The organism is Variovorax sp. RO1 (assembly GCF_002849325.1).
GTDB lineage: Bacteria > Pseudomonadota > Gammaproteobacteria > Burkholderiales > Burkholderiaceae_C > Variovorax.
Genome location: NZ_PKMT01000001.1, coordinates 377230 through 397139, shown reverse-complemented (window position 1 = coordinate 397139; position 19910 = coordinate 377230). Strand labels below are relative to the sequence as shown.

At 66.8% G+C, this 19910-nt stretch carries 19 protein-coding genes; 6 read left to right on the top strand and 13 right to left on the bottom strand.

Features of this window, described 5'->3' with window-relative positions; genetic code table 11:
• Positions 1-14: 14 nt before the first annotated feature.
• The 10 genes from CY658_RS01785 to CY658_RS01740 form a co-directional block, all read right to left on the bottom strand.
• Positions 15-779: an enoyl-CoA hydratase gene (locus tag CY658_RS01785; protein ID WP_101488597.1), complete on the bottom strand. Its 765-nt coding sequence runs from the start codon at positions 777-779 to the stop codon at positions 15-17.
• A 202-nt stretch (positions 780-981) separates the two neighbouring features.
• Complete coding sequence (locus tag CY658_RS01780) at positions 982-1575, bottom strand: 2-hydroxychromene-2-carboxylate isomerase (protein WP_101488596.1); 594 nt, start codon at positions 1573-1575, stop codon at positions 982-984.
• A gap of 50 nt (positions 1576-1625) precedes the next feature.
• On the bottom strand, positions 1626-2372 hold the full coding sequence (locus tag CY658_RS01775) for an SDR family oxidoreductase (protein WP_101488595.1): 747 nt from the start codon (positions 2370-2372) through the stop codon (positions 1626-1628).
• 5 nt (positions 2373-2377) lie between these two features.
• Positions 2378-3214, bottom strand: coding sequence for an acyl-CoA thioesterase (locus CY658_RS01770; protein ID WP_101488594.1), 837 nt, complete (start codon positions 3212-3214; stop codon positions 2378-2380).
• Between the two features lie 151 nt (positions 3215-3365).
• A complete protein-coding gene (locus CY658_RS01765; protein WP_101488593.1) occupies positions 3366-4568 on the bottom strand; it encodes an acetyl-CoA C-acyltransferase in 1203 nt (400 codons plus the stop codon).
• A gap of 11 nt (positions 4569-4579) precedes the next feature.
• On the bottom strand, positions 4580-7003 hold the full coding sequence (locus CY658_RS01760; protein ID WP_101488592.1) for a 3-hydroxyacyl-CoA dehydrogenase/enoyl-CoA hydratase family protein: 2424 nt from the start codon (positions 7001-7003) through the stop codon (positions 4580-4582).
• A gap of 39 nt (positions 7004-7042) precedes the next feature.
• On the bottom strand, positions 7043-7477 hold the full coding sequence (locus CY658_RS01755; protein ID WP_101488591.1) for a DUF2147 domain-containing protein: 435 nt from the start codon (positions 7475-7477) through the stop codon (positions 7043-7045).
• A 45-nt stretch (positions 7478-7522) separates the two neighbouring features.
• Positions 7523-9319 carry an acyl-CoA dehydrogenase C-terminal domain-containing protein gene (locus CY658_RS01750; RefSeq protein WP_101488590.1) on the bottom strand — a complete coding sequence of 599 codons (1797 nt, stop codon included), beginning with the start codon at positions 9317-9319 and terminating at the stop codon, positions 7523-7525.
• A 75-nt stretch (positions 9320-9394) separates the two neighbouring features.
• A complete protein-coding gene (locus CY658_RS01745; protein ID WP_099794962.1) occupies positions 9395-10099 on the bottom strand; it encodes a TetR/AcrR family transcriptional regulator in 705 nt (234 codons plus the stop codon).
• A gap of 139 nt (positions 10100-10238) precedes the next feature.
• The gene (locus CY658_RS01740; protein WP_101488589.1) at positions 10239-10997 is read right to left on the bottom strand and encodes an SDR family oxidoreductase; all 759 of its coding nucleotides are present in this window, start codon (positions 10995-10997) and stop codon (positions 10239-10241) included.
• A 109-nt stretch (positions 10998-11106) separates the two neighbouring features.
• On the opposite strand from CY658_RS01740, the gene CY658_RS01735 reads away from it, so the two are divergent.
• Positions 11107-11994 (top strand): LysR family transcriptional regulator, encoded by an 888-nt coding sequence (locus tag CY658_RS01735; protein WP_101488588.1) that lies wholly within the window; start codon positions 11107-11109, stop codon positions 11992-11994.
• Here CY658_RS01735 and CY658_RS01730 read toward each other — a convergent pair.
• Genes CY658_RS01730 through CY658_RS01720 form a run of 3 tightly spaced genes read right to left on the bottom strand, consistent with a single transcriptional unit; the run spans position 11984 to position 14353 of the window.
• Complete coding sequence (locus tag CY658_RS01730) at positions 11984-12832, bottom strand: fumarylacetoacetate hydrolase family protein (protein ID WP_101488587.1); 849 nt, start codon at positions 12830-12832, stop codon at positions 11984-11986. The two genes, CY658_RS01735 and CY658_RS01730, sit on opposite strands and share 11 nt — an antisense overlap.
• Positions 12833-12866: 34 nt before the next feature.
• Entirely contained in the window at positions 12867-13622 is a 756-nt protein-coding gene (locus tag CY658_RS01725) for an SDR family NAD(P)-dependent oxidoreductase (RefSeq protein ID WP_101488586.1), read from the bottom strand.
• Entirely contained in the window at positions 13619-14353 is a 735-nt protein-coding gene (locus tag CY658_RS01720; RefSeq protein ID WP_101488585.1) for an SDR family oxidoreductase, read from the bottom strand. The genes CY658_RS01725 and CY658_RS01720 overlap by 4 nt, the downstream gene beginning before the upstream one ends.
• A gap of 174 nt (positions 14354-14527) precedes the next feature.
• On the opposite strand from CY658_RS01720, the gene CY658_RS01715 reads away from it, so the two are divergent.
• Genes CY658_RS01715 through CY658_RS01695 form a run of 5 tightly spaced genes read left to right on the top strand, consistent with a single transcriptional unit; the run spans position 14528 to position 19849 of the window.
• Positions 14528-15235: a FadR/GntR family transcriptional regulator gene (locus CY658_RS01715; RefSeq protein ID WP_101488584.1), complete on the top strand. Its 708-nt coding sequence runs from the start codon at positions 14528-14530 to the stop codon at positions 15233-15235.
• A gap of 47 nt (positions 15236-15282) precedes the next feature.
• Positions 15283-16290 (top strand): sialic acid TRAP transporter substrate-binding protein SiaP, encoded by a 1008-nt coding sequence (locus CY658_RS01710; protein ID WP_101488583.1) that lies wholly within the window; start codon positions 15283-15285, stop codon positions 16288-16290.
• 11 nt (positions 16291-16301) lie between these two features.
• Entirely contained in the window at positions 16302-16859 is a 558-nt protein-coding gene (locus CY658_RS01705) for a TRAP transporter small permease (protein WP_101488582.1), read from the top strand.
• 51 nt (positions 16860-16910) lie between these two features.
• Positions 16911-18308, top strand: a complete 1398-nt coding sequence (locus CY658_RS01700) for a TRAP transporter large permease (protein WP_101488581.1) — start codon at positions 16911-16913, stop codon at positions 18306-18308.
• 2 nt (positions 18309-18310) lie between these two features.
• Positions 18311-19849, top strand: a complete 1539-nt coding sequence (locus tag CY658_RS01695; protein ID WP_101488580.1) for a UxaA family hydrolase — start codon at positions 18311-18313, stop codon at positions 19847-19849.
• Positions 19850-19910: the final 61 nt, after the last annotated feature.

Here is a 19910-nt window from a genome sequence, read left to right as displayed (position 1 = left end):
AGTCCACGGAAGGCTTAGACCTTCGAGAAATCGGGCTTGCGCTTCTCCATGAAAGCGCCGAACGCTTCCTTGGCAGCCGGCTCGCGCAGCATGCGGCCGAAGCTCGCGCCCTCTTCGCCCATGCGCTCGAGCACGGCGGGCATCTGCGCCTTCTTCAGCAGGCGCTTGGTTTCGATGAGCGCGGTCAGCGGCTTGGCCGCGAGCTTGCGGGCCTGCGTCTGGGCGATGCCGTTGGCTTCGGTCGGCGGCACCACGCGGTTGACCAGGCCCACTTCGAGCGCGGCCTCGGCCATGAAGGGCTCGCCCAGCAGCAGGGCTTCGGCAGCGCGGTGGTAGCCCAGCATCTGCGGCACCAGCAGGCTCGACGCGGCCTCGGGGCACAGGCCCAGGTTCACGAAGGGCATCGAGAAGGCTGCGTTGTCGCCCGCGTAGACGAGGTCGCAGTGGAACAGCATCGTGGTGCCGATGCCCACGGCCGGGCCGCAGACGGACGCGACGATGGGCTTCGGAAAGGTCGCGATGCCGCGCAGGAAGCGGAACACCGGCGATTCCGTGTTGGCGGGCGGCGCGTTGAGGAAGTCGCCGATGTCGTTGCCGGCACTGAAGATCGTCGGGTCGCCCTGGAACAGCACGCAGCGCACAGCCGCGTCGCTCTCGGCCGTGGCGAGCGCGTCGGCCATCGCGGCGTACATGCTGCTGGTGATCGAGTTCTTCTTGTCGACGCGGTTGAAGGTGATGGTCATCACGCCGGCTTCGGTGTGGACGAGGATGTCGCTCATGGAATAGATCCTTGGATGGGTAAAACGGGGGGCGACGCGCTCAGAAGGTGTGAATGAATCCGGCGTGGCCGAGCAGCCCGTCCAGGCGCGCCCCATCAAGGCGCAAAGCGCAGCCATAGCTTGGGCTATGGCGAGCATTTGCAACGCCGAGGGGGCGTGTCTGGGCGGGATGAGCGGGCATGGCGGGTTCGTTCACACCTTCTCAAGCGTCGAGGGCTTCGCGGACGAAATCGAGGCGGTCCTGGCCCCAGAACATCTGGTCGCCGACGAACATGGTGGGGGCACCGAACACGCCGCGCTCCACTGCCTCTTGCGTGACCGCCTTGAGGCGGTCCTTGGTCTCCTGCGCGCCGGCCAGCGCGAGCAGGCCCGCGGCGTCGAAGCCTGCATTCTGCAAGACGGCACCGACGGTCGCGGGGTCGTTGAGGTTCTTCGGCGCGACCCACATCGCATGGAACACGGCATCGACATACGCGGCGAAACGTTCGGGCGCCGTCATCTGCACGCCGGTCGCGCCGCGCATCAGCAGCAGCGTGTTGATCGGGAAGTGCGGGTTGTGCACGAAGGGCACGCCATAGCGCTTCGCGAAGCGCTGCAGGTCGGTCGTGAGGTACGGGCCCTTGGCCTTGATCTCGGCCGGCGAATGGTTGCCCGTGGCCTGGAACACGCCGCCGAGCAGCATGGGCTTCCAGACCAGCTCGGCGCCGGTGTCGGCGCACACGTGCGGCAGCTGCGTGGCGGCCAGGTAGGCGGCGGGGCTGCCGACGTCGAAATAGAACTCGACGGATTTCGTCATGGGTGTCGTCTCCTTGTGGCTGTACGTCGCGACGCGAAGTCTGGCGCCGGTCAGAACTTCTCGGACCAGGGACGCAGGTCGAGCTCGTGCGTCCACGCATCGCGCGGCTGCGAGTGCAGCATCCAGTAGCTGTCGGCGATGTGGTCCGGGTTCAGGATGCCGTCGCTGTCCTTCAGCGCATAGCGCTCGGGGAAATTGCTGCGGATGAACTCGGTGTCGATGGCGCCGTCGACCACGACATGCGCGACGTGAATGCCTTGCGGCCCCAGCTCGCGCGCCATCGATTGGGCCAACGCGCGCAACGCCATCTTGGCGCCCGAGAAGGCACCGAAGTTGGCCGCGCCGCGCAGCGACGCCGTCGCGCCGGTGAAGATGATCGTGCCGCGATGAGCGCCCGTCGGCACTTCGCGCGCCACCATCCGCTTGGCCACTTCGCGGCCATTGAGGAAGCCCGAGAAGCAGGCCATCTCCCACACCTTGAAGTACTTGCGCGCGGACTCGGTGAGGATGCTCTCCGGCACGTTGGCACCGATGTTGAACACCATCACCTCGATCGGCCCGACAGTCGATTCGATCTGCTCGATGAGCGCCACCACTTCTTCTTCCTTGCGTGCGTCGCAAGCGAAGGCGTGGGCCCGGCCGCCATCGGCCTCGATCTGTGCCACCAGCGGCTGCAGCTTGTCGAGACTGCGCCGCGTGACGCAGGTGGCGTAGCCCTCGCGCGCAAAGCGGCGGGCAATGGCGCCGCCGGTGGCGTCGCCCGCGCCGACGATGAGAGCAGCCTTGGTGAGCGCCATGACGTTCATTCCTTGTAGTAGACGATCTGATTGGACGTGGCGAGCAGCGCGCCCTTCTCGCTCCACAGCTGCGCCTTCTGATCGAAGAAGCCGTTGAAGAACTGCTGCCCCGCCGCGCAGCCCAGCAGGTAGCCCGTACCGATCTCGGCCAGCTCGGCGGCGCCGACATGGAAGTACGTGGTGATCGACACCGTGCCCGCGGGCACGTGCTTGGCGCGGCGCAGCCAGACGCGCGGATAGAACACATCGCTCAACGCGGCGAGCGAAGCGAAATCGAGCAGGCGGGCCTGCGCGTCGCGCACCCAGATGCGGGTCTCGCTGTGCTGCAGGCTGCCGTCCCACTTCGAGGGAATGCCGCCGCTGAAGGGCCGCATCTCGTACTGGTCGAGCCATGCCACGCCCGACGGACCGATGCTCATGCGATCGACCGACTCGGGCTTCGGCGCCTCGGGCATGGTGAGGTCGACCTGGCTCCAGGTGTCGCGGCGCGCGGCCGTCACCACCGTGGCGGTGGTGGTCATGTTCGTCGTGCCGTCGGCGCCGGGCTGCGTGATCGTCACCGTCCAGTGCTGCGTCGAGCGGTTGGTGCGCACGGCGGTGGCCTGGATGTCGAACGCGCCCTCGCCGAGCGCGGCCGCGTAGTTGACGGTCAGCGCGATGGGCGTGCCGAGCAGGTCGGGGTGCTGGAGCACCGACTGCAGCGCCAGCGCCGCGGTGGTGCCGCCGAACGGACCGACCATGTTCCAGTAGTCGGGACTCGTGGTGCCGGTGAAGTGCCCCACGCGGATGTCGCTGTGGTGCAGGGCCAGGGCTTTGTCGAAGGGGTGTGGGGTCGTGCGCATGGTGATCGCCAGTGTGCCTCCGATGGATGACCTCACGCAGTCGTGTGCGGGACGTTGGCGTGCTGCACTGCGGCACGCACCGGGGGCCATGCACCGCCGGCAGGGAGCTGCTGCTGCTGCGTGCCGTGCATGGCCGTGATTCCCCTGCCGATCAGACGCGCTCGAAGATGCCCGCTGCGCCTTGCCCCATGCCCACGCACATCGTGACCATGCCGTACTTCAGCTTCTCGCGGCGCAGCGCGTGCACCACGGTGGCCGCGCGGATCGCGCCGGTCGCGCCGAGCGGGTGCCCCAATGCAATGGCGCCGCCCATCGGGTTGACCTTCGACGGATCGAGGCCCAGCGTGTTCATCACCGCGAGCGACTGCGCAGCAAACGCTTCATTGAGTTCGAACCAGTCGATGTCCTCGTGCTTCAGGCCGGCATAGCGCAGGGCAGCGGGAATCGCCTCGATCGGGCCGATGCCCATGATGTGCGGTGGCACGCCCTTGCTGGCGAAGCTCACGAAGCGCGCGAGCGGCGTGAGGCCGTACTGCTTGATGGCCTTCTCGCTCGCCAGGATCAGCGCACCTGCGCCGTCCGAGGTCTGCGAGCTGTTGCCGGCCGTCACGGTGCCGCGTGCGGCGAACACGGTGCGCAGCTTGGCCAGGCCTTCGATGCTGGTGTCGGGGCGCGCGCCTTCGTCCAGGCTCACGGTGCGGGTCTTGGCAATGGCCTCGCCGGTGGCCAGGTCCGGCGTGCGGTCGGTCACTTCGATCGGCGTGATCTCGTCGGCGAACTTGCCGGCTGCTTGTGCGGCCAGTGCCTTCTGGTGCGAGGCGAGCGCGAACGCGTCCTGCGCTTCGCGGCTCACCTTCCACTGCTGCGCGACCTTCTCGGCCGTGAGGCCCATGCCGTAGGCGATGCCCACGTCGCCTTCGCGCTCGAAGATCGAAGGCGACAGCGAGGGCGAGTTGCCCATCATCGGCACCATGCTCATGCTCTCGACACCGGCCGCGATCATCACGTCGGCCTCGCCGACACGGATGCGGTCGGCGGCCATCTGCACGGCCGACAGGCCGGATGCGCAGAAGCGATTGACGGTGATGCCGCCGATGCTGGTCGGCAGGCCGGCCAGCACCGCGCCGATGCGCGCGACGTTCAGGCCCTGCTGCGATTCGGGAATCGCGCAGCCGCAGATGATGTCTTCGATGGCCTTGGGGTCGAGGCCGGGAACTGCCGCGAGTGCTGCCTTCAGCGTGGTCGCGAGCAGGTCGTCGGGGCGGTAGTTGCGGAAGTAGCCGCGATGCGACTTGCCGATGGGCGTGCGGGTGGCGGAGACGATGTAGGCGTCTTGTACTTGCTTGCTGCTCATGAAATCTGTCCTTAGTTGCGGACCGGCTTGCCGGTGCTGAGCATGCCCATGATTCGCTCTTGCGTCTTGGGATGCACGATGAGCGAGCAGAACGCCTTGCGTTCCAGCGTCATCAGGTATTCCTCGGTCACGAGCGAGCCCGCGTCCACGTCGCCGCCGGTCACCACGTTGGCGATCAGGCTGGCAATGTGGAAGTCGTGCGCGCTGATGAAGCCGCCGTCGCGCATGTTCACGAGCTGGCCCTTGATCGTCGCGGCGCCGCTGCGGCCGGCCACGCGGAAGGTGCGGCGCAGCGGGGGGCGGTAGCCGGCGTCGGCCATGGCCTTCGCCTGCTGCAGCGCCACGTACAGCAGCTCGTCCTTGTTCGGCACGATCACGTCGCTGTCCAGCAGGTAGCCCAGCTTCTTCGAGTCGAGCGCGCCCGTGCCGACCTTCGCCATCGCCGCGGCGGTGAAGCCTTCGGTGAGGAAGGGCAGCAGGTCGGTGCCCGTGGAAGCCGATGCGTTCTCGGCCGCGCGGCGTGCGATATACGTCAGGCCGCCCGCGCCGGGGATCAGGCCCACGCCGACTTCGACCAGACCGATGTAGCTTTCCATCGCGACGACGCGCTTGGCCGAGTGGATGGCCAGCTCGCAGCCGCCGCCCAGTGCCATGCCGCGCACTGCGGAGATCACCGGCACGTTGGCATAACGGATCTTGAGCATGACGTTCTGCAGCTCTTCTTCCGCGCCTTCGACCGCACCGATGCCCGCGACCACGAAGGCCGGCAGCATCGCCTGCAGGTCGGCGCCGACCGAGAACACCTCGTCGGGCGACCAGATCACCAGGCCCTTGTATTCAGCCTCGGCCAGATCGACCGCAGCACCGAGTGCCTCGGCCACGTCGGGGCTGATGGCGTGCATCTTCGACTGGATGCTCGCAATGAGCACCTCACCGTCGAGCGTCCACACGCGCACATCGCCTTCGTCGCTGATCGTCGTGCCGGCCGTGTTGGCATTGGCTGCATTCGCACCCAGCACGCTCTCGGGGAACAGCTGACGGTCGTGCACGGGCAGCTTGCGCTGCGGCACGAACTTGCTCTGCGAGGCGCTCCACGAGCCTTCGGGCGTGTGCACGCCCCCGGCTTGTGCGACCGGGCCTTCGAACACCCACTTCGGCAGCGGTGCGGTGCTGAGCGCCTTGCCGGCGTCGATGTCTTCCTGCACCCACTTGGCGACCTGCGCCCAGCCGGCTTCCTGCCACAGCTCGAACGGGCCCTGCTTCATGCCGAAGCCCCAGCGCATCGCGAAGTCGATGTCGCGCGCGCTCTCGGCGATGTCGGCCAGGTGCACCGCGGCGTAGTGGAAGCCGTCGCGCAGGATGGCCCAGAGGAACTGGCCCTGCGGTCCTTCGCTCTCGCGCAGCAGCTTCAAGCGCTCGCCCGCGGGCTTCTTCAGCATGCGGCCATACACCTCGTCGGCCTTGGCGCCGGCGGGCACGTACTCGCCGCTCTTCAGGTCGAAGCGCAGGATGTCGCGGCCGACCTTCTTGAAGAAACCGGCCTTGGCCTTCTGGCCCAGGTTGCCCAGCTCGAGCAGCTTGGCGAGCACCGGCGGCGTCGCGAAGTTGGCATAGAACGGATCGGTCTCGGCGTTGAGGTTGTCCTGCAGCGTCTTCACGACGTGGGCCATGGTGTCCAGGCCCACCACGTCGGCGGTGCGGAAGGTGCCCGAGCTCGCGCGGCCCAGCTTCTTGCCGGTGAGGTCGTCGACCACGTCGGGCGTGAGGCCGAACTTCTCGACTTCCTTCAGCGTGGCCAGCATGCCGGCGATGCCGACGCGGTTGGCGATGAAGTTGGGTGTGTCGTGCGCGCGCACCACGCCCTTGCCGAGCGTGCTGGTGACGAAGGCCTCGAGGTCGTCGAGCACCTGCGGCTGCGTGGTGGGCGTGTTGATCAGCTCCACCAGGAACATGTAGCGCGGCGGGTTGAAGAAGTGAATGCCGCAGAAACGCGGTTTCAGGGCTTCAGGCAGTGCTTCGCTGAGCTTGGTGATCGACAGGCCCGAGGTGTTCGAGGCCAGGATCGAATGCTTGGCCACGTGCGGCGCGATCTTCTTGTACAGATCGAGCTTCCAGTCCATGCGCTCGGCAATGGCCTCGATGATGAGGTCGCACTCGCCGAGCTTGGCCAGGTCGTCTTCGTAGTTGGCCTGCTCGATCAGGCCCGCGTCGGCCACGTCGCCGAGCGGCGCGGGCTTGAGCTTCTTGAGGTTGTCGATGGCGCGCGTGACGATGCCGTTCTTCGCTGCACCTTGAGCGACCGCACCGGTCGCGTCTTTGGCGGCCAGGTCGAACAGCACGACAGGCACGCGCACGTTGACGAGGTGGGCGGCAATCTGCGCGCCCATCACGCCGGCGCCGAGCACGGCGACCTTCTTCACTTGAAATCGGGACATGTTGCTTGGTATTTCTTGGATGGGTTGCGTGCAGCAGGCTTACTGCACGCGATTCCAGGTTTGGGTGCGCCAGAAGGGGCCCAGATAACCGCGCACTTCGAGCTTCTTGCCGCCGTCGATGGGCGTGAAGCTCGCGCGGTATTCCTTGCCGTTCTCGGGGTCGAGGATCTTCCCGCCTTCCCAGACGTCCTTGCCCTCGGCCTTCTTGCCGCCACGGACGATCTCCAGGCCTGCGATGGGCTTGCCCTTGCGGTCGTCGCCGCATTCGTCGCAGGTGGCGTCGGGCTTGGTGTCTTTCTTCAACGACTTCTCGATGCGCCCGAGCAGCGCGCCGTTGGTCTCGGCGATGCGGATCTCGGCCTTGGCCTCGCCGGTCTTGTCGTCGACGTTGCGCCACAGGCCCACCGGCGTGCTCTGGGCCATGGCCGAGACGGCGGTGACGGTGAACAAGACGGCTGCAAGCGTTGCTTTCATGAGCGGGCTCCCGGTGGGTCGATGAAGAAAGGCGGTGTGCGTCGCTTAAGCGAGTGCGGCGTCGGTGTCCATCAACACCTTGCTGCCGGCGCGCGCGGTGCGCATGAGCATCACGGTCTCGGGGAACAGCTTGGCGAAGTAGAAGCGTGCGGTCTGCAGCTTGGCGACGTAGAACGGGTCGGTGTTGCCGGCGGCGATTTCGCGCAGGGCCACCTGGGCCATGCGGGCGAACAGGTAGCCGAACACGAAGTGGCCGGCCACGCGCAGGTAGTCGACGGCAGCGGCGCCCACTTCGTCGGGGTTCTGGAAGCCCTTGAAGCCGATCTCGGTCGTGAACTTGGTGAGCTGGTCGCCCAGCATCGCGATCGGGTTGATGAACTCGGCCATCTTCTCGTTCACGCCTTCTTCTTCCACCAGCTTGGCGACGAGCTTGCCGAACTTCTTCAGCGAGGCGCCGTTGTTGCCCAGGATCTTGCGACCCAGCAGGTCCAGCGACTGGATGGTGTTGGTGCCTTCATAGATCATGTTGATGCGGTTGTCGCGCACGAACTGCTCCATGCCCCATTCCTTGATGAAGCCGTGGCCGCCGAACACCTGCATGCACGAATTGGTCGCGATGTGGCCGTTGTCGGTAATGAAGGCCTTGACGATGGGCGTGAGCAGCGCGACCAGCTCGCCGGAGTCCTTGCGCACCTTTTCATCAGGATGGTTGTGCTCCTTGTCGAGCAGCAGCGTGCAGAAGATCTGCAGCGCGCGGCCGCCTTCGGCATACGCCTTGGCCGTGAGCAGCATCTTGCGCACGTCGGGGTGCACGATGATCGGGTCGGCTTCCTTGTCCTTGGCCTTCACGCCCGACAGCGAACGCATCTGGAGGCGGTCCTTGGCGTAGGCCAGCGCGTTTTGATAAGCCACTTCGGTCAGGCCGAGCGACTGGTTGCCCACGCCCAGGCGTGCGGCGTTCATCATCACGAACATCGCGGCCAGGCCCTTGTTGGGCTCGCCCACCAGCGTGCCGGTGGCGCCTTCGATCACGATCTGCGCGGTGGCGTTGCCGTGGATGCCCATCTTGTGCTCCAGGCCGGCGCAGAAGATCGGGTTGCGTTCGCCGAGCGAGCCGTCGGCCTTGACGTGGAACTTCGGCACCACGAACAGGCTGATGCCCTTGCTGCCCTTGGGCGCGTCCGGCAGGCGGGCCAGTACCAGGTGAATGATGTTGTCCGTCATGTCGTGCTCGCCGGCCGAGATGAAGATCTTGCTGCCGGTGATGCGGTAGGTGCCGTCCGCCTGCGGCTCGGCCTTGGTGCGCAAGAGGCCCAGGTCGGTGCCGCAATGGGGTTCGGTCAGGCACATGGTGCCGGTCCACTCGCCGCTCGTGAGCTTGGGCAGGTAGGTCTTCTTCTGGTCTTCGGTGCCGTGGGCCTTGAGCGCTTCGTACGCGCCGTGCGACAGGCCCGGGTACATGGTCCAGGCCTGGTTGGCGCTGTTGAGCATTTCGAACAGGCACTGGTTCACCACGAACGGCAGGCCCTGGCCGCCGAAGGCCGGGTCGCACGACAGCGCGGGCCAGCCGCCTTCGACGTACTTGGCGTAGGCGTCCTTGAAGCCGGTGGGCGTCTTCACTTCGTGCGTGGACTTGTCGAGCACGCAGCCTTCTTCGTCGCCGCTGATGTTCAGCGGAAAGGTGACTTCGGCCGCGAACTTGCCGGCCTCTTCGATCACGGCGTTGATGGTGTCGGCATCGGTCTCGGCGTGGGCCGGCAGTGCCTTGAGTTCCGCAGCGACGTTGAGCACTTCGTGCAGCACGAACTGCATGTCACGCACGGGGGGGTTGTAGGTAGGCATCCGGGACTCTCCTGGTCGAAGCTAGATAGATTGGAAAAAACGAAAACGGAAAAACGAAACGGGCAGCCGTGGCGCTCAGCGCACGGTCTTGAGCCGGCGCGTGCCGCGCGCAGCGGGCGCGGACTCGGCGGCATTGGAAGCAGGCGGCGCGTCCGGCGTGGCGGCGCGCGCGAGGATGTTGTCGAAGCCGACGTTGGCGCGGCCGATGGAGCCGGGCACCTGCAGAAAGCGGGCTTCGTAGTGCAGCGCGAGGATCAGGCCGTGGATCTCGAACCCGACCTGGCGCTCGTCGGCGTCGGCGCGCAGGTGGCCTTCGGTCTTCGACTGCACGATGGCGCGCAGCACGGCGGCCTGCCAGATGCTGACCGACTCGACCAGCGCATCGCGCACCGGACCCGGGCGGTCGTCGAACTCGGAGGCGCCGCTGATGTAGATGCAGCCCGAGTCGATTTCGGTCGAGGTGCGCTTCATCCAGTTGGCGAACATGGCGCGCAGGCGCGGCAGGCCGCGCGGCGCCGTCAGAGCGGGGAAGAACACTTCCTGCTCGAAACGGGCGTGGTACTCGCGCACCACGGAGATCTGCAGTTCTTCGCGCGAGCCGAAGTGGGCGAAGACGCCCGACTTGCTCATCTTGGTGATTTCGGCCACGGCACCGATCGACAGGCCCTCGAGCCCGATCTGCGCAGCCAGCGCCAGCGCGGCGTCGACGATGATGGCCTTGGTCTGCTGGCCTTTGGGGGCGGCGCGGGCCGGCTTGGCGGGAACGGCGGTGGCAGACATCGTGAAAGCTCCGAATAAAACGAACGGTCGTTCTATTTTGCAGGGGCTTTGCACTTTTGACCGCAAATGACCTTGGTCGGCGGTAGGTTAATGAAAGCAAGGGGCGACCGCCAGAGGGTCGCACCCTTGACCGGCGGGATCAGAACTCCTGCGACACGGGCCGCAGCACGACCTCGTTGATGTCCACGTTGGCCGGCTGTTCCACCGCGTAGACGATGGCGCGCGCCACCGAGTCGGCGGGGATCTGGTTGGCGTCGTAGAAGGCCTTCACGCCGGCGGCGCTCTCGGCGTCGCTGCTGCCGAACTTCAGTTCCGAGTCCACGGCGCCGGGCGACACGATGGTCACGCGCACGCCGCTGTTGCCCACCTCCACGCGCAGGCCCTCGGAGATGGCACGCACCGCGTGCTTGGTCGCGCTGTAGACCGTGCCGATGGGCGTGAACACCTTCAGCCCGGCAATCGAGGCGACGTTCACGATGTGTCCGCTGCCCTGCGCCTGCATGCGCGGCAGCACGGCGGCAATGCCGTAGAGCACGCCCTTGATGTTGACGTCGATGGTGCGGTCCCACTCGTCGACCTTGAGCTTGTCGAGCGGCGACAGCGGCATCACGCCCGCGTTGTTGACCAGCACGTCGATGCGGCCGAAGGCCTCGACGGTGGCGGCGGCGAGCTTTTCGAGGTCGCCCCGCTTCGCCACGTCAGTGGCCACGGCGATGGCTTCGCCGCCGGCCTCGCGGATCTCGGCGACGACCTTGTCGAGCCGGTCGGTGCGGCGGGCCGCGAGCACCACCTTGGCGCCGCGCGCGGCCAGGTGGCGCGCCGTCGATTCGCCCAGGCCGCTGCTCGCGCCGGTGACGATGGCGACCTTGCCTTGGATGTTGTCTTGAACGGAGGTCATGAAGATTTCCTTTGGGGTGTGTTGAAGAAGTGCATGCAGTGTGGAAAATCCATGCGTTCCAGTAAATGAAACTCTGGCGACTTCAGAATTCCCAAACGAGGAACACCCCATGTCCAACCGCCTCGAAGCCCTGCGCGTGTTCTTCACCGCTGCCGATGCCGCCAACTTCCGCGAGGCGGCCGTGCGCCTGTCGGTGTCGCCGCAGGTGGTGACGCGTGCCGTGCGCGAACTCGAAGAAGAACTGGGCGAGCCGCTCTTTCACCGCAGCACGCGCGGCGTGCAGCTCACCGACTTCGGGCGACAACTCGCCGAGCGCGCCCGCATCGCGGTGGGCGGTGTCGACGAACTCTTTCACCGCATCGACCGGCGCGCGCTGTCGCAGCACGCGGGCACGGTGCGGGTCACGGCGCCGCATGTGTATGGGCGCTTCATTCCGCAGGCGCTGGCGCCGCTGCTGGTGGCGCATCCGGGGCTGGTGCTCGACCTGCGGCTGTCGGAGCAGCATGCCGACGTGGTCGACCAGCAGATCGACATCGGCGTGCGTGTCGGGCCGATGCGCGACGCGCGCTTCGTGGCCCGGAGTGTGGGAAAGATGCCGCTGCGCGTGGTGGCGTCACCGGCGCTCATCGAACGGGTCGGCGCGCCGCGCACCGTGGATGCGCTGTCGAAGCTGCCAGTGACAGCGCTGATCGACCGCAGCTCGGGCCGGCCCTGGCCGTGGGCGTTCAGCAAGAAGCGGGTGTTCACCGTGTCGTCGCCCGCGTTCGTGACGGACAACATCGACGCCGAATGCGCCGCGGTGCTCGCGGGCATCGGCTTCGGCCAGCTCATCGGACCGTTGGCGGAGCCGTGGCTGCAATCAGGCGCGATGGTGGAGCTGCTGGCGGCCGATGCGCCCGACCCCTGGCCGGTCCACGTCTACCGCCCGCAGCGCGCGCCGGTGCCGGCGCGCGTGCGGTTGGTGTACGACGAACTGATCCGCGTGATCAGAGCTTGAAGGGCACGACTTCCTGGCGCTGCTCGCCGAGGCCTTCGATGCCCAGCGTCATCACGTCGCCCTTCTTCAGGTACAGCGGCGGCTTCATGCCCATGCCGACGCCGGGCGGCGTGCCGGTGGTGATGACGTCGCCGGGCATCAGCGTCATGAACTGGCTCACGTAGCTCACGAGCTTGGCCACGCTGAAGATCATGGTCTTGGTGCTGCCGGTCTGCACGCGCTGGCCATTGAGGTCGAGCCACATGGCGAGCTTCTGCGGGTTCTCGATTTCGTCGCGCGTGACGAGCCAGGGGCCGAGGGGGCCGAAGGTGTCGCAGCCCTTGCCCTTGTCCCAGGTGCCGCCGCGCTCGATCTGGAACTCGCGCTCGCTCACGTCGTTGATGGTGCAGTAGCCGGCCACGTAGTCGAGTGCGCTCTTCTGCGAGACGTAGCGCGCCTTCGTGCCGATGACCACGCCGAGTTCGACTTCCCAGTCGGACTTGACCGAGCCCTTGGGCAGCATCACCGGGTCGTTCGGACCCTGGATGCAGCTCGTGGCCTTCATGAAGACGATGGGTTCCTTGGGCACCGGCAGGCCCGATTCGGCGGCGTGGTCGGCGTAGTTCAGGCCGATGGCGATGAACTTGCCGACGTTGGCCACGGGGCTGCCCAGGCGCGGCTTGCCCTTGACCAGCGGCAGCTTGTCGACCTTGGTCTTGCGCAGCTTGGCAATGGCGGCATCGCCGAGCTGGTCGGGACCGATGTCCTTGACGATGGCGCTCAGGTCGCGCAGCTTGCCTTCTGCGTCGATGAGGCCGGGCTTCTCTTTGCCGGGGTTGCCGTAGCGGACGAGTTTCATGCGTTCCTTTCAGTGCATTGAAATGGGGAATGGATCAATAGGTGGAGCGACCAGCGGACAGGTCGAAGACCGCGCCGGTGGAGAACGAGCAATCTTCGGTGCAAAGCCAGCCGACCAGCGCGGCCACTTCTTCCACCGTGCCGAAACGGCCCATCGGGATTTTCGACAACATGAACGCGACGTGCTCGGGCGTCATCTGGTCGAAGATGGCCGTCTTCACCGCCGCGGGCGTCACGCAGTTCACGCGGATGCCGGTGTCGGCCAGCTCCTTGCCGAGCGACTTGGTGAGCCCGATGACGGCGGCCTTACTCGCGCTGTAGGCGCTGGCGTTGGGGTTGCCTTCCTTGCCGGCGACCGAGGCGATGTTGACGATGCGGCCTTCGCCCGCCGTGCCCTGCCTGCGCATCTGCGCGACCACCTCGCGGCAGCACAGGAACACGCCGTTGACGTTGACCTCCATCACCTGGCGCCAGTCGTCCACCGGGTAGTCCCAGAGCTTGACGTTGGGCCCGGTGATGCCGGCGCTGTTGACCAGCGCATCGATGCGCGGCGCGTGCGCGAGCGTGGCGGCCACGGCTTTCGCAACCGAGGGCTGCTGCGTCACGTCGACCTTCAGTGCGAAGGCCTTGGCGCCGAGCGCTTCGGCCGCACGTCCGGCGGCGGCTTCGTCGCGGTCCCACAGCGTGACGCTGCCGCCCGAGGCGACGAGCCGCTGCGCGATGCCGAAGCCCAGCCCCGTGGCACCGCCGGTGACCACCGCATGGCGGCCTTCGAAATCGAGCCGGTTCATATCGTGATGCCGCCGTCGACGGTGAAGTACTGGCCGGTGGCGAAGATGGATTCGTCGCTGGCCAGGAACACCACCACCGGCGCGATCTCCTCGGCCTGCGCGAGCCGCCCCATCGGCTGGCGCGCCACGAAGGCCTTGCGCGCGGCCTCGGGGTCGGCGTTGGCGTTGATGCGATCGCCCAGCGAGGGCGTGTCGACCGTGCCCGGGCACACGGCATTGCAGCGGATGCCGCGTGCCACGTAGTCGGCCGCCACGCTCTTGGTGAGGCCGAGCACGGCCGCCTTGGTGGTGCCGTAAACAAAGCGGTTGGGCAGGCCCTTCATGCTGGAGCACACGCTGGCCATGTTGATGATGCTGCCGCGCCCGGCCGCGAGCATGCCGGGCAGCACGGCCTGGATGGTCCACATCTGCGCGCGCACGTTCAGGCGGAAGGCAAAGTCGAGGTCGTCGTCGCTGGCCTGCTCGATGGTGCCGTTGTGCACCACGCCCGCGCAGTTGAACAACACGTCGAGCGTGGGCAGCTGCGCCACGACCGCGCCGATGGCCGCCTTGTCGAGCACGTCGAGCTTCAGGGCCGTGACGTTCGCCACGCCGGCGTAGGCCGCCAGCAGCTGCTCGTTGACGTCGGTGGCCCACACATGGGCGCCCTCGGCCGCGAGCGCCAGCACGCTCGCGCGGCCGATGCCCTGGCCGGCGGCGGTGACGAGCACGGTCTTTCCCTTCAATCTCATGGTCGGTGTCTCCTGGGTGTTCTGCGGATGCAGGGGTGTGCGGGGGTGGATTCGGGTTAGGCCCGATGGGTGACAACTGTGAATCGCCGTATTCTGAATTGGCCTTACCACTTGTCCAATTCAGGACAACCCTTAAGCCGATCCACCGCCTCGCCCGCCACCCGCCCTGCTCCCGTGCCGCTCCAGACCGTCGAACCCCAACGCCTCTATCGCCAGATTGCCGACCAGCTACGCGGGCTGATCTCCAAGGGCGAGTTCGACGTGGGCGCGCGCCTGCCCGCCGAGCGCGACCTGGCCAAGCAGCTCGGCGTGAGCCGGCCGTCGGTGCGCGAGGCGCTCATTGCGCTGGAGGTTGAAGGCTGGGTCGAGGTGCGCACCGGCTCGGGCGTGTACGTGCTCGACCGCTCGCACCGCGCCAGCGCGCCGGTGGCGCCCACCGAGTGGGGGCCGCTGGAGCTGATTCGCGCGCGCCGCGTGATCGAGGGCGAGACCGCCGCCATCGCCGCCCTCTCGGGCAAGCGCAAGGACGTGGACGCGATGACGCGCGCCATTGCCACCATGCGCGAGATGGCCGACCGCAACGTCATGCCGCTGGACGGCGACCGCGCCTTTCACCTGGCCATCGTCGGCGCCAGCGGCAACGTGGTGCTGGTCGAGACGGTGCAGGGCTTCTGGGATTCGCGCCGCGGGCCGATCTTCACGCGGCTGGGCGGCTACTTCGAGACCGTCACCTCATGGCGCGCCGCCATCGCCGAGCACGAGGCGATTCGCGACGCCATTGCCGCGCGCGACGCCGAAGCCGCGCGCACCGCGATGCACGCGCACATGGACAACTCGCACCACCGTTTCAGCGCGAGCTGGCGCCGCGCAAAGCCCTCCTGATTCCTCGCCAGCATTCCTGCCCATTAACTACAACGGAGACAAGCCACATGATCAGCAGCAAGAACAGCAAACGCACCGCCCTCAAGGCCCTGGCCGCCTGCGCCCTCGCAGCCGGCGCATTGGGCGTGACGGGCATCGCCAGTGCGCAGACCAAGCTCAAGTGGGCCCACGTGTACGAGACCTCGGAGCCCTTCCACAAGTACTCGGTGTGGGCCGGCGACGAGATCAAGAAACGCACCAACGGCCGCTACGAGGTGCAGGTGTTCCCGGCCTCCACGCTGGGCAAGGAAGCCGACATCAACCAGGGCCTGACGCTGGGCACGGTCGACATCATTCTGTCGGGCGCGAGCTTCGCGGGTCGCACCTACACGCCGCTGGCCATCTCGTACTTTCCGTTCATCTTCCGCGACGCCGAGCACCAACTCAAGTACGCCAAGAGCGACGTCTTCAAGGAGCTCGCCAAGGGCTACGACGACAAGAGCGGCAACCACATCACGGCACTGAGCTACTACGGCGCGCGCCACGTCACCTCGAGCGCCGCGCGGCCCGTGGCCAAGCCCGAGGACATGAAGGGCCTGAAGATCCGCGTGCCCGATGCACCGGCCTACCTGGCGTTCCCGAAATCGCTGGGCGCGAACCCGACGCCGATCGCCTTTGCCGAGGTGTACCTGGCGCTGCAGAACAACACGGTCGATGCGCAGGAGAACCCGCTGCCGACCATCGAGGCCAAGAAGTTCTTCGAGGTGCAGAAGAACATCTCGCTCACAGGCCACATCGTCGACTCGCTGCTCACCATCACCTCGGGCCAGCTGTGGACCAAGCTCTCGGCGGAAGACAAGAAGATCTTCACCGAGGTGATGCAGGAAGCCGCCGAGAAGACCGGCCGCGAAATCATCGCGTCGGAAGCGCGCCTGGTGGAAGAGTTCAAGAAGAAGGGCAACAACGTGATCACGGTCGACAAGAACGCGTTCCGTGAAGCGGTGCTCAAGGCCACCAAGCCGACGGATCAAGGCTACCGTCAGCAGGACTACGACCGCATCCTGGCGATCAAGTAAGCGACGCGGCCATGACCGAACAGAAGATCATCGACGACGAGGGCCACTTCCATGCGGAGGACGAAGTGGTCGACCTGTCGGACACCATCGCGGAGGGCTGGCTTTCGCTGGCCCTCTTCTGGATGCTGGGCCTGACGGTGTTCTACCAGTTCGTCACGCGCTACGTGATGAACGACTCGGCCGCCTGGACGGAAGAAGTGGCGCGCTACCTGCTCATCGGCGTGGTCTTCGTCGGCGCGGCGATCGGCGTGGCGAAGAACAACCAGATCCAGGTCGACTTCTTCTACCGCCACATGCCGCGCGCGATGGGCCGCCTGCTCTCGATGGCCGTGGACGTGCTGCGCACCGCCTTCTTCATCGCGGCCGTCGTCATGACGGTGCAGATGATGATGAAGATCGGCAACCAGACGCGCATGACGCTCGTCGACCTGCCGATGAACGTGGTGTACGCGCTGTGCGTGTTCGGCTTCGCCGCGATGGCGTGGCGTTCGCTGCAGGTGCTTCGCATCCACTGGCAGCGCGGCTACAGCGTGCTCGAACAACCCGAATCCACCCTGCACGACCGCTGACGCGGACCCCACCGCCACACAGACGCAGGCGCGGTCCTGCGACACAACCCCATGCTGAAAATCATCTTCCTGTTCTTCATGGCCGGCGGCATCCCCGTGGCCGTTGCCATGGCCGGCGCCTCGCTGGTCTACATCCTCGTGAGCGACAGCACGCTGCCGCCGTTCGTGGTGATCCACCGCATGGTGAGCGGCATCGACAGCTTTCCGCTGCTGGCCGTGCCCTTCTTCATCCTGGCCGGCAACCTGATGAACAACGCCGGCATCACCACGCGCATCTACAACTTCGCGCTGGCGCTCGTGGGCTGGCTCAAGGGCGGCCTGGGCCATGTGAACGTGCTGGGCTCGGTGATCTTCGCGGGCATGAGCGGCACGGCCATTGCCGACGCGGCCGGCCTGGGCACCATCGAGATCAAGGCCATGAAGGAGCACGGCTACTCCACCGAGTTCGCGGTGGGCGTGACGGCTGCGTCGGCCACGCTGGGCCCGATCATTCCGCCGAGCCTGCCCTTCGTGATCTACGGAATGATGGCCAACGTGTCGGTGGGCGCGCTGTTTCTCGCGGGCCTGCTGCCGGGCGTGATGATGGCCGTGCTGATGATGCTCACGGTGGCCTACTACGCGCACAAGAACAAGTGGGGCGCCGACGTCAAGTTCTCGCGCACACGCCTGTTCAAGGCGCTGATGGAGCTGGTCGTGGTGATCGGCTGGCCCATGCTGATGTGGCTGCTGGTGGCCAAGCTGGGCACGCCGCCGCAGCTCACGGTGTTCGCGGGGCTGGCCTCGCTCTTCGTGCTCGACAAGCTCTTCAGCTTCGAGGCGCTGCTGCCCATCATGACGCCGGTGCTGCTCATCGGCGGCATGACCACGGGCCTGTTCACGCCCACCGAGGGCGCCATTGCGGCCTGCGTGTGGGCCATGATTCTGGGCTTCGCGTGGTACCGCACGCTGTCGTGGAAGATGTTCATCAAGGTCTGCCTGGACACCATCGAGACCACGAGCACGGTCCTGTTCATCGTGGCGGCGGCGTCGATCTTCGGCTGGATGCTCACGGCCACGGGCGTCACCACCGACATCGCGAGCTGGGTGCTGGGCTTCACCAAGGACGCGTGGGTGTTCCTGCTGCTGGCCAACCTGCTGATGCTGTTCGTGGGCTGCTTCCTGGAGCCGACGGCGGCCATCACCATCCTCGTGCCGATCCTGCTGCCCATTGCGACGCAGCTCGGCGTGGACCCGATTCACTTCGGCCTCGTGATGGTGCTCAACCTCATGATCGGCCTGCTGCACCCGCCGATGGGCATGGTGCTGTTCGTGCTGGCGCGCGTGGCGGGCCTGAGCTTCGAGCGCACGACGATGGCCATCCTGCCCTGGCTGGTGCCGCTGCTGCTGAGCCTGGGCCTCATCACCTACATGCCCAAGCTCGTGCTGTGGCTGCCCAAGATGTTCTATTGACCATGACACCCTACATCCGACTCCATCCCGCCGACGACGTCGTCATCGCGCGCTCGCAACTGCTCGGCGGCACGCTCGTCGAGAACGTGGCCGTGCGCGGCCTGATTCCGCCGGGCCACAAGGTCGCCATGCGCGCCATCGCGCAAGGCGAACCGGTGCGCCGCTACAACCAGATCATCGGCTTCGCGAGCAAGCCCATCGCCGCCGGCGAGCACGTGCACACGCAGAACCTGGACATGGGCCCCGACAAGGGCGCCGTCACAAAAGGTTTTGAGCGCGACTACGCCTTCGGTGCCGACGTGAAGCCCGCGCCCGCCAAGCGCGAGGCGACGTTCATGGGCATCAAGCGCGCCGACGGCCGTGTGGCCACGCGCAACTACATCGGCGTGCTGACCAGCGTGAACTGCTCGGCCACGGCCGCACGCGCCATTGCCGACCACTTCTCGCGCAAGACCAACCCGCAGGCGCTCGCGGCGTTCCCGAATGTCGATGGCATCGTCGCGCTGACGCACGGCACCGGCTGCGGCATGGACACGCAGGGCATGGGCATGCAGATCCTGGAGCGCACGCTCACGGGCTATGCCACGCACCCGAACTTCGCGGGCGTGCTGGTGGTCGGGCTCGGCTGCGAAGCCAACCAGATCAACGCCTGGCTCGCGACCGGGCATCTGGCCGAAGGCGAGAACTTCCGCACCTTCAACATCCAGGACACGGGCGGCACGCGCAAGACGGTGGAGAAAGGCGTGGCGCTCATCAACGAGATGCTGCCGCGCGCCAACGCGGCGAAGCGCGAGCCGTGCAGCGCGGCGCACATCACCATCGGCCTGCAATGCGGCGGCTCCGACGGCTACTCGGGCATCAGCGCCAACCCGGCGCTGGGCGCGGCGGTCGACCTGCTGGTGGCGCACGGCGGCACGGCCATCCTCAGCGAAACGCCTGAGGTGTACGGCGCGGAGCACCTGCTGACGCGCCGCGCGGTGAAGCGCGAGGTCGGCCAGAAGCTGGTCGATCGCATCAAGTGGTGGGAGCACTACACCGAGATCAACGAGGGCGAGATGAACAACAACCCCTCGCCGGGCAACAAGGCGGGCGGGCTCACGACGATCCTCGAGAAGTCGCTCGGCGCGGTCGCCAAGGGCGGCACCAGCAATCTGGAGGCGGTGTACGAATACGCCGAGCCCGTGACCGCGCACGGCTTCGTCTACATGGACACGCCGGGCTACGACCCGGTGAGCGCGACGGGCCAGGTGGCGGGCGGCGCGAACCTGATCTGCTTCACCACCGGGCGCGGCTCGGCCTACGGCTGCGCGCCCTCGCCGTCGCTCAAGCTCGCGACCAACTCGGCGCTGTGGCAGCGGCAGGAAGAAGACATGGACATCAACTGCGGCGAAATCGTCGACGGCACGGCTTCGATTGCGGAGATGGGCCAGCGCATCTTCGAGCTGGTGCTGGCCACCGCATCGGGCGCGCAGTCGAAGAGCGAGCAGCACGGCTACGGGCAGAACGAGTTCGTGCCGTGGCAGGTCGGCGCGGTGATGTGAGGCCCGCGCAGCCCATGCCCGCCCTCCCCTTCGGCTACGCCATTCCATTGAACGCACGAGG

What these genes read in the sequence shown, in the direction of transcription:
- CY658_RS01785 (WP_101488597.1), bottom strand. Translation starts at nt 779, where the DNA reads ATGAGCGACATCCTCGTCCACACCGAAGCCGGCGTGATGACCATCACC.
- CY658_RS01780 (WP_101488596.1), bottom strand. Translation starts at nt 1,575, where the DNA reads ATGACGAAATCCGTCGAGTTCTATTTCGACGTCGGCAGCCCCGCCGCC.
- CY658_RS01775 (WP_101488595.1), bottom strand. Translation starts at nt 2,372, where the DNA reads ATGGCGCTCACCAAGGCTGCTCTCATCGTCGGCGCGGGCGACGCCACC.
- CY658_RS01770 (WP_101488594.1), bottom strand. Translation starts at nt 3,214, where the DNA reads ATGCGCACGACCCCACACCCCTTCGACAAAGCCCTGGCCCTGCACCAC.
- CY658_RS01765 (WP_101488593.1), bottom strand. Translation starts at nt 4,568, where the DNA reads ATGAGCAGCAAGCAAGTACAAGACGCCTACATCGTCTCCGCCACCCGC.
- CY658_RS01760 (WP_101488592.1), bottom strand. Translation starts at nt 7,003, where the DNA reads ATGTCCCGATTTCAAGTGAAGAAGGTCGCCGTGCTCGGCGCCGGCGTG.
- CY658_RS01755 (WP_101488591.1), bottom strand. Translation starts at nt 7,477, where the DNA reads ATGAAAGCAACGCTTGCAGCCGTCTTGTTCACCGTCACCGCCGTCTCG.
- CY658_RS01750 (WP_101488590.1), bottom strand. Translation starts at nt 9,319, where the DNA reads ATGCCTACCTACAACCCCCCCGTGCGTGACATGCAGTTCGTGCTGCAC.
- CY658_RS01745 (WP_099794962.1), bottom strand. Translation starts at nt 10,099, where the DNA reads ATGTCTGCCACCGCCGTTCCCGCCAAGCCGGCCCGCGCCGCCCCCAAA.
- CY658_RS01740 (WP_101488589.1), bottom strand. Translation starts at nt 10,997, where the DNA reads ATGACCTCCGTTCAAGACAACATCCAAGGCAAGGTCGCCATCGTCACC.
- CY658_RS01735 (WP_101488588.1), top strand. Translation starts at nt 11,107, where the DNA reads ATGTCCAACCGCCTCGAAGCCCTGCGCGTGTTCTTCACCGCTGCCGAT.
- CY658_RS01730 (WP_101488587.1), bottom strand. Translation starts at nt 12,832, where the DNA reads ATGAAACTCGTCCGCTACGGCAACCCCGGCAAAGAGAAGCCCGGCCTC.
- CY658_RS01725 (WP_101488586.1), bottom strand. Translation starts at nt 13,622, where the DNA reads ATGAACCGGCTCGATTTCGAAGGCCGCCATGCGGTGGTCACCGGCGGT.
- CY658_RS01720 (WP_101488585.1), bottom strand. Translation starts at nt 14,353, where the DNA reads ATGAGATTGAAGGGAAAGACCGTGCTCGTCACCGCCGCCGGCCAGGGC.
- CY658_RS01710 (WP_101488583.1), top strand. Translation starts at nt 15,283, where the DNA reads ATGATCAGCAGCAAGAACAGCAAACGCACCGCCCTCAAGGCCCTGGCC.
- CY658_RS01705 (WP_101488582.1), top strand. Translation starts at nt 16,302, where the DNA reads ATGACCGAACAGAAGATCATCGACGACGAGGGCCACTTCCATGCGGAG.
- CY658_RS01700 (WP_101488581.1), top strand. Translation starts at nt 16,911, where the DNA reads ATGCTGAAAATCATCTTCCTGTTCTTCATGGCCGGCGGCATCCCCGTG.
- CY658_RS01695 (WP_101488580.1), top strand. Translation starts at nt 18,311, where the DNA reads ATGACACCCTACATCCGACTCCATCCCGCCGACGACGTCGTCATCGCG.